Origin of the sequence: Burkholderia sp. Bp8986, assembly GCF_003854225.1 — a bacterium.
Classification (GTDB): domain Bacteria; phylum Pseudomonadota; class Gammaproteobacteria; order Burkholderiales; family Burkholderiaceae; genus Burkholderia.
Window position 1 is genome coordinate 1 of sequence record NZ_QTQM01000086.1, and the last position, 7,930, is coordinate 7,930.

General features: G+C 59.8%; 5 protein-coding genes, 4 pseudogenes and 1 other annotated feature. Of the genes and pseudogenes, 4 read left to right on the plus strand and 5 right to left on the minus strand.

Features of this window, described 5'->3' with window-relative positions; genetic code table 11:
- Positions 1-159, plus strand: a pseudogene (locus DID99_RS35435) (IS481 family transposase); the annotation flags it as partial.
- Here the strand turns inward: DID99_RS35435 and DID99_RS35440 are convergent.
- Positions 107-1,179: pseudogene (locus DID99_RS35440) on the minus strand (IS5 family transposase). The pseudogenes DID99_RS35435 and DID99_RS35440 overlap by 53 nt on opposite strands.
- Positions 1,180-1,780: 601 nt before the next feature.
- On the opposite strand from DID99_RS35440, the gene DID99_RS35445 reads away from it, so the two are divergent.
- Complete coding sequence (locus DID99_RS35445) at positions 1,781-2,263, plus strand: hypothetical protein (protein WP_124668626.1); 483 nt, start codon at positions 1,781-1,783, stop codon at positions 2,261-2,263.
- Between the two features lie 66 nt (positions 2,264-2,329).
- Here DID99_RS35445 and DID99_RS35450 read toward each other — a convergent pair whose 3' ends face one another.
- The 3 genes from DID99_RS35450 to DID99_RS35460 all read right to left on the minus strand — a co-directional run bounded on the left by DID99_RS35450 (position 2,330) and on the right by DID99_RS35460 (position 5,094).
- On the minus strand, positions 2,330-2,686 hold the full coding sequence (locus tag DID99_RS35450; RefSeq protein WP_260444775.1) for a hypothetical protein: 357 nt from the start codon (positions 2,684-2,686) through the stop codon (positions 2,330-2,332).
- Between the two features lie 207 nt (positions 2,687-2,893).
- Positions 2,894-3,505, minus strand: coding sequence for a LysE family translocator (locus DID99_RS35455; protein ID WP_124668628.1), 612 nt, complete (start codon positions 3,503-3,505; stop codon positions 2,894-2,896).
- Complete coding sequence (locus DID99_RS35460; RefSeq protein WP_124668629.1) at positions 3,505-5,094, minus strand: radical SAM protein; 1,590 nt, start codon at positions 5,092-5,094, stop codon at positions 3,505-3,507. Before DID99_RS35460 ends, DID99_RS35455 begins: the two co-directional genes overlap by 1 nt.
- Before the next feature lie 186 nt (positions 5,095-5,280).
- Between DID99_RS35460 and DID99_RS35465 the strand changes: the two genes are divergently transcribed.
- Together DID99_RS35465 and DID99_RS35470 are read left to right on the plus strand one after the other, a co-directional pair.
- Positions 5,281-5,988, plus strand: coding sequence for an ATP-binding protein (locus tag DID99_RS35465; RefSeq protein ID WP_311767513.1), 708 nt, complete (start codon positions 5,281-5,283; stop codon positions 5,986-5,988).
- A gap of 44 nt (positions 5,989-6,032) precedes the next feature.
- Positions 6,033-7,072, plus strand: a pseudogene (locus DID99_RS35470) (IS30 family transposase); the annotation flags it as partial.
- Here the strand turns inward: DID99_RS35470 and DID99_RS35475 are convergent.
- Positions 7,065-7,855, minus strand: a pseudogene (locus DID99_RS35475) (IS3 family transposase); the annotation flags it as partial. The pseudogenes DID99_RS35470 and DID99_RS35475 sit on opposite strands and share 8 nt — an antisense overlap.
- Positions 7,614-7,730: a sequence feature (AL1L pseudoknot), on the minus strand. It overlaps the preceding pseudogene by 117 nt.
- Positions 7,856-7,930: the final 75 nt, after the last annotated feature.

Genomic DNA, 7,930 nt, shown 5'->3' on the forward strand with positions numbered 1-7,930 from the left:
GTGGAAGGTGCGTACGACGAGCGGAAAGAGCGAATTCGGCACCGCGAATGGCGGGTCGACAAAATCCTCGGCGAACATCATCGGCGCGCGTCGAAACCCGCGTTCCCTACGGGTGCCACGGGTTCCGACGCGCCAAAGAAACGGCCTTCAAAAAAGTGAAACGATGTCTGCGAATCGCACAGTTGAGGCCGCAATACACGGTCTGTCGAATCCGGCCGACGGTCTTGCCCCAGCCGAAGTGCTCCTCGATGCGTTTGCGAATCACTTGGCTAATGCCGTAGCCGACGTGCCGAGAGGTGCGCCCGTCGATCGCGCTGCCACCTTGATGCGCGTCGTTGCACGCGACATGCAGTGTCACCTTGCGCGCACGACAATCCCGCACAAAGTCGCGCATGTCATAGCCCTTGTCGGCGCCGAGCGTCTTGGCATGAAGGCCCGGCACGCAATCGAGCAGGCGCAATGCGCTCGCGCGTTCGCCAAAGCCATCGGCATGACTCACCACAGCACCCACGACCAAGCCCGATCGGTTCTCCATCAGAATGTGCCCCTGGTAACACAGGATGGACGGCGAGCCTTTGCTCTTCCTAAACAGCCGCGCGTCCGAATCGGTGCTCGACTCGTGAGTCTCGTTGCTGCGCCGCTTGCCCTTCCAGTCGGTGTCGACATTGCTGCCGCCGCCAGCCGGCGGATCGTCCGAGCCGTCCTTCGGCCGGAAGCTCTTGTGGCTGGCCCACGCCTGGATCAGCGTGCCATCGACCGAGAAGTGTTCTCTGGACAGCAGCCCTTGCTTGTCGGCCAAGCTCATGACTTCGGTAAAGAACGCTTCGACCACTCGTGCTCGAGCAGACGATCGCGGTTCTTCGAGAACACCGAGTGATCCCAGACGGCGTCTTCGATGGCGAGCCCGACGAACCAGCGGAACAGCAGGTTGTATCGCATCTGCTCCATGAGCATGCGCTCGCTGCGCACCGAATAAAACACTTGCAGCAGCAACGCACGCAGCAGCTTCTCAGGCGCAATCGAGGCCCGGCCGCTGTCTGCATAGATCGTGCTGAACAGCCCGTTGAGCCGCTTCAGCGCCTGATTGACCAGCAGCCGAAGCGGCCGCAGCGGGTGATCGGCCGGCACAAAATCTTCCAGCTTTACCGTCGTGAACAGCGGTTCTTGCATCTCGTCCATTCCACGCATCGCTCTCGTCTGCCCAAGATCATGAATACGATATCTCTAACGCACCGCTCGCAGCGCCCGTTTACATCGTTCCGAATTTCAACAGCCTGTTAGATCCTGCCATGTCCAATGTGGCCCCATCGCACCAGGTTTCATGAAACCCAGTTCCAGTTCCTCGGCGTCTTTTCCCTCGATGCATCAGGCAGAAGCAACCCGTGGTACGGATTCACTGCAGGGCGGCGGCCAGTACACACTGCGGCCAGACCCGCACAGTGCTCCATCCGCGTCATTTCGTGATGCCATATCCCGCCTGTTCAACAGCTTGAGCTGCCGGGCGTCGGCAAACGAAATACCGGCGCAGAGACGCCCTGTTGTGACGCCGTCTGGCCCGCGGCCTGAGCGATCGGAAGACACACAGTTGGTGTCCCCCTTGGGCCAGCCGGGCGCGCTTCCCTCCAATCCGCGAGGCCCGGACTTTAAAAATACCCTCAACAAGATCCGCTTGTTGCCCAGGGATTTTAACCTCGGACTCTAACTGCAATTCGGACTAAAACCGGGGGCAGGTCAGGATCAACAAGGCGGTCCTCTGGAAACCCTCGCCGGACAAATCCCATTGCTTCCTGTCGATGCGCAGGCTCTCGCTTTTGCGCGGGTCGCGGACGCGATCGCCACGTTAGCGGAAGAGCAACAAGGCGCGCCGCTGGGCGCGCTTACCCGTCAGATCCCGGCGCTTCCGATCCTGGCAAGGTTCGCTGCCTTCATGCGTGTGGGCGCAGCATCCCGTTTGCTGCCCAAAGAACAGATCGGCGCACAGACAGCAATTCTCGTTAGCCAGATCGGTTCGCTCCCGGACAAATTCCGAGGGCCGCGTTTCATGGGATTCATAGCGTCTATTCCCGCGTTGCCTCCCGGGCAGCAGGGCGCGCCGATGCAGGCCCTTACTCGCCAGATCTTGTGTCTTCCGGAAGACGTGCGAGCCTCGGCCCGCGCACATGCCGAAGCTGCAATCGCCTTTTTACTCAAGGGGGAACAGGCCCCGGCGCTGACAGCGCTTGAAGGGGCTTTGTCCGGATGGGGGCGTGTTCCAGTGCTATAGCGCGACTATGGGCGTGGCTCACAGACTGATTCCTCGGCCCTCAAAAAAACCGCGACCAGTTGCTTGCTAGACATCGGCGTGTTCCGGCAGCGGCGACAGCGCGTCGCTCGCCAGGAAGGCGTGAATCTGTGCCCATGCGTCTGTATACCGGAACGCTGGCAACGAACCGAGCTGCCCGTCGCGCAGCACGAGGACCTGCGCCAGCGCCGCGTGATCGGCTGCCGGGAGCGTCCAGCAGCCTTCGTGGTCGCCGCGCAGTCCACAGCACCGAAGCGCGGCATCCGCCATGAAGTGCACCTGATAGACAACCTTGAGCAGCACGCTCATCTGCTCGACGCTGCCGTGGCCGCAGCGCAGCGCCGCAAGCGCGAGATGATGTTCGAGCGAGATCGCCCTGACCTTCGCGACGGGCAACGGCAGCAACTGTTCGCGCGTGAGAGGTTTTCTGCGAGGCCTGCGTGAAGCGGCACGGGAAGATGAACGGGCCATTGGAACTGGAACGATTGAGGAACGCGGGCGTTAAGTTGCTGACGCATGCATCAACATGTTGTAATGTTTCGGAGGTCGTGATTGCCACCACGCATCCGGACTTCAGTGCTCGTCGCGAGTATTCAAAAACCGAACGCTCCCTCAGTCGGCAACGATGGCGATGACGCCAAGCGCGACAAACAGTATGCCTGCCAGCCACTGGCCGGTCCTCAACGCCTGTCCGCTGGTCGCGCGCCTTGCGCGCAAGGGATGAGCAAGCAGGATACAGACTACGTCTGAGAGCGAGAAGAGCAGGTTTGCGCATGCTCCGAGCAGGAAAAGCTGCCAGCCCAGCCCGAGCGCGGCTTTCGGGCTGGTGAACTGCAGGAGGAACGAAAAGTAGAACAGAGCTGATTTCGGATTTGATGCTTCAATGAACGCGCTCGACAATACGACGTTTCGTGGCAACGCGTTTGGGGCAGTGCAATCCGCGGATGCGCGAATGCGCTGGATACCTAGCCAGACCAGGTATCCGCCGCCTGCCGTCCTGAGCGCGTGATACACCAATGGCGACGCTTTCAGGACCGCCACCGCACCGAGGGCGACCACACCAATCTGAAACAGCGCGCCCAGATGAATGCCAAGCGCCGACAGCAAACCGGCTCGCCGGCCGTGCTGCAGCGTCAGGGACACGGTCTGCAGCAATGCCGGTCCCGGAATGAAACCGAAACCGATGCAAGCTGTCGTAAATATCAGGGCCGGCTCCAATTTCATCAAAGGTCATCCCCCACGACGATGCCCAGCCGTCCGCATTCACGCCGCACCCGGTCACGGGCAGCAGCCAGCCGCTCCTTGGACAGCTCGGGCATGAACGCACTCACATAGTCTTCGATTGCGTTTTCGCGATCGAAGATATCGACGTGCTGGTAACGCCCGGCGATATGTTGCCGCAACGAGGGGCTGCCAATGTCAAGTCCGAGGCGTTTGGCCATCGCATTGGCCTCCTCCGGACAGGTCAAATAGAGAAAGTCCTTTGAACCGGGTTCCGGCGACAACAATTCGATGTCGGCACTGACGATCACGTCACGCCCGGTCTGCAAAAATTCGAAATAGGTCGCGATATTCTGTTCCAGTAGCGTCTCGTTCATGCCGAGATGCCCCAGTACGAATCCCGCCTTGATCGCCATGCCGTGTTTGCGTGCATTGCTTAACGCGCGCAGGTTGGCATCGTGCATGCGCTGCGCGGCAGCAGAAGGATCGCTGTTGCGAAGCGGTTTGTTGAGCGCCTGCAGCGAAGGAGCGGCTCCCGCATCAACCCCGACGAACAGGATTCGAAAGCCGATGTTGTGCATCGCTTTCAGGACCTTTTCCTTTTCCATGCCGTCCGCCCGTGCGTAACCGACAAGAACCGGACGTTCGTCTGGCGGCAATGCTTGCCACCAGGCCGGCGGTGCCTCCGCCATATCAAGCATCAGGCGGGCGAACGTCAGCGGCAACTCGTCCGCGGTTATATACAGGTAGTCGTAGCCGGCCTCCCACGCCCGGTGAATGGCTGACCATGCGTGTTCCGCAGGCAACTCGTTTTTCCACATACCACCATACTGGATTGAGCAGAACGAACAGGCATCGTCGCCACCAAACTTGATACAGCCGCGTCCGATCTCGACAGGAACCCCCTTCTTCACACGGTGGCCGGTCAATTCAAAAATTCGACCACCCAGGCGACGGGTGAAGTTCTTCGTGTAAACGGCGCTATGCGGTAACGTCCGGTCGATCAGGCCGTACTCAATAATCTGATTGATTTTCTCGCGGATGGCGGGATCAGACACGATACGCCCGGCTTCCCATCGGACTGATCCGGGATAGATGCCGGTCGTCCGGGACTGCTGCAGATCCAGCAGGTAGTCGCCAAGGCCCGAATACACTTCATTTCCGACGAATCCGCAATCGATGACGGTGCTGTGACGGCTCAGGACTTCGTGGCTCAACGCGGTGAAGTGGTCGTTGCCGATGACGACCGCAATACGCGAATCGATCGCCTTGACTGCGCGGGCGATATGGATCGCGGACTCATAGTTGGCGGTGATGGCACCGAGACATACGGCCAAGGTTTTGGGAGCTCGTTCGCGGATGGTGTCAATGATGCGGTCAGGCGGGTGAATCACGCCATCGACATAGTGGCCTTCAAGGTTCGATAGGGAATTAACGTAGGACGCGAGTGAGAGGATGCCAAGGTGCGGGAAATTGGCCCAGTCGGTATGTTGAACACCTTTGGAAACGACGATTTCATCCGCGTCGTGGGTATTTAGGTCGTTGCTGTTGGGTGGGTTGACGAAGAATACGACCGTCCTCGGTTCGCTCAAGAAGGGGCTCCGCTTACACCAGTACAGTAAAGCGGATCATTGTGCTGCGCGCCACCGTTTTCGACTTTCAACAACAGTTCAATATTTTCGGAAATCCGTTAGAGGCCAGTTCAAAAAGAGCCCGGAAGGGCTGTTTACTTTCCGACGAAACGGTTAACCTTGGATGCCTGAACAACGGATCAAGGAATGCCGGCACCTATCATCGATGACGAGCTGTGGACACTGATCGAACCACTACTTCCACCGCCCAAACCGCGACGCAAGCGATACCCTGGGCGTGATGATCGCCGTCGCACCCGACTGCTCAAGCAGGCGCGTCTCAAGTATCCGCAGGCTGCCATCGAGGACCTCGACACCCGTTCCGGTCGCGGCGTCGACCCGCGCTCGCTCACGAGCCTGGCACTCGGTGACTGGGTCGAAGCCGGCTACAGCCTGCTCATCAGCGACCCAACCGGCGCGGGGAAGTCATGGCTCGCGTGCGCCCTTGCGCAGTACGCCTGCCGGCGCGGGCACTCCGCGTTGTACTTGCGTGTGCCCCGACTCGGTGAGGAACTGCGCGTGCTGCACGGCAACGGCGGCTTCACCAAATGGCTGCTGCAGGTCGCCCGCGTTGATGTTCTCCTGCTGGACGATTGGGGAATGGCTCCGCTCGACGCGGTGGTTCGAAACGATCTGCTCGAGATGATCGACGACCGCGCGGCGGGCAAGGCCACCATCGTGACCAGTCAGTTGCCGATCGAGCACTGGCATGGCTGGATCGGCGACGAGACCATCGCCGATGCGATGCTCGACCGTCTCATGCAGCGCCATCACCGGATCACGCTCACCGGCGAATCGCTCAGAAAAACATCCCCGAAACCCAACGTCCTGGAGACCGAACTCGACCAGAACTGACAACAAAATCTACAATCGACACCGCGCAACGCTGAACCCCGCCGAATCGGTCACGTTCCCGAAATCGGCGGTCACGTTCGCCGAAATACGCACAGTGGAAGGCTGAACGCGCGGCCGAACGTCCAAAGCCCTCGAAGCTGGCAGGGAACGACCGGCTGAAGACGTACGTGCAGGAACGCCTGGCTGGAAAGGTCACCGACTTCCGAGGCAAGCCGATTCCCGGGCCTAACGTTCCGTGGAAGGGGCGAAGACAAGGACGCCGCACGGACCGTCGCTGGGGCACCTGCTGGAGTCCGGAACAAATCAGTCGGCGACTTCAGATGGACTACCCCGACGATCAATCTATGCGGATCTCTCACGAAGCCATCTATCAGGCGCTCTACATTCAAGGCCGGGGTGCGTTACGGCGCGAACTTACTGCTTGTCTTCGTTCGGGCCGAGCGCTACGCGTACCGCGGGCCAGGACGCAACAGCGTGGGAAGCACTTCGTCACTGCGGAGGTTATGATCAGTGAACGCCCGGCCGAAATCACTGACCGCGCCGTTTCTGGACATTGGGAAGGCGACCTGATCATTGGCCTCAACCGATCGGCGATTGGCACTCTGGTTGAACGCACTACCCGGTTCACGATGTTGCTGCATCTTCCTCCAATGGAGGGGCATGGAGTCGGGGCACGCCTCAAGAACGGGCCAGCGCTGGCAGGTCACGGGGCAGAGGCTGTTCGCAATGCAATCGCGACAAAGATCGCGCTACTACCCGAGCATTTGCGGCGATCACTGACATGGGATCAAGGCGCAGAGATGGCCCAGCATGTACAGCTACGAATCGACACGGCTCTGGAAATCTACTTCTGTGATCCCCAGAGTCCATGGCAACGCGGGACGAATGAAAACACGAATGGCCTACTGCGACAGTACTTTCCGAAAGGTACAGATATGAGTCGATATACCGAGCGTGAACTCGACGCGGTCGCGAACACACTGAACTGTCGACCACGTAAAACGCTTGGATGGAAGACGCCATCGGAAGCATTCCACGAACTGTTATCCGCAACATAACGATGGGTGTTGCGACGACTCCGTGAACCTAAGTTGGGACCCCCTATCGGAGTGATGTATCAAGGTCCCGTCGTCACCTGGTTGGCGTGCGTACAACGCCTGTTCAAGTGCATCAAGAACGAAGTCCGTGGTCATCGACGAACTGACGCGCCAGCCAACAATACGGCGGGCGAACACGTCGATCACGAATGCCACGTACAGCCAGCCTTGCCATGTCGAGACATACGTAAAATCCGACACCCAGAGCTGATTCGGTCGGTCAGCCTTGAACTGCCGGTTGACTCGGTCCAGCGGGCGCGGCGCGCTCACATCGGCAATCGTCGTGCGAACACGCTTACCGCGAACTGCGCCACGCAAGCCCTGCAGCTTCATCAACCGTCCGACCGTGCAGCGTGCCACCGCAATGCCTTCCCGGTTCATCTGCTTCCAGACCTTCGGCACGCCGTAGACCTGCATGTTGGCCTGCCAGACACGCTTGATCTCCGGTTGCAAAAGCTCATCGCGTTTCGCGCGAGCGCAGCGTTTCGACGGATCGCGAAGTTGTGCTGCATGGCGTCGGTAGCCCGACGGGGCAATCCGCAAGACCTTGCAGATCGGCTCGACCCCGAAGGTGTCGCGATGCTGATCAATGAAGGCCTTCAGGACTTGAAACGGCGGTCGAACTCCGCCTGGGCGAAAAATGCGCTCGCCAGTTTGAGAATCTCGTTGGTCCGGCGCAGTTCCTTGACCTCGCGCTCCAAGGCTTTGATGCGTTCACGCTCGGCCGTACTCACGCCATCGCGCTCTCCACGGTCGACCTCGTCGCGCTTAGAGTCGCTAACACAAGTCCTCGACGAAGCGAGAACAGATGACGGCAGCGGCAAGGGAAAGCAACGCCACATGAA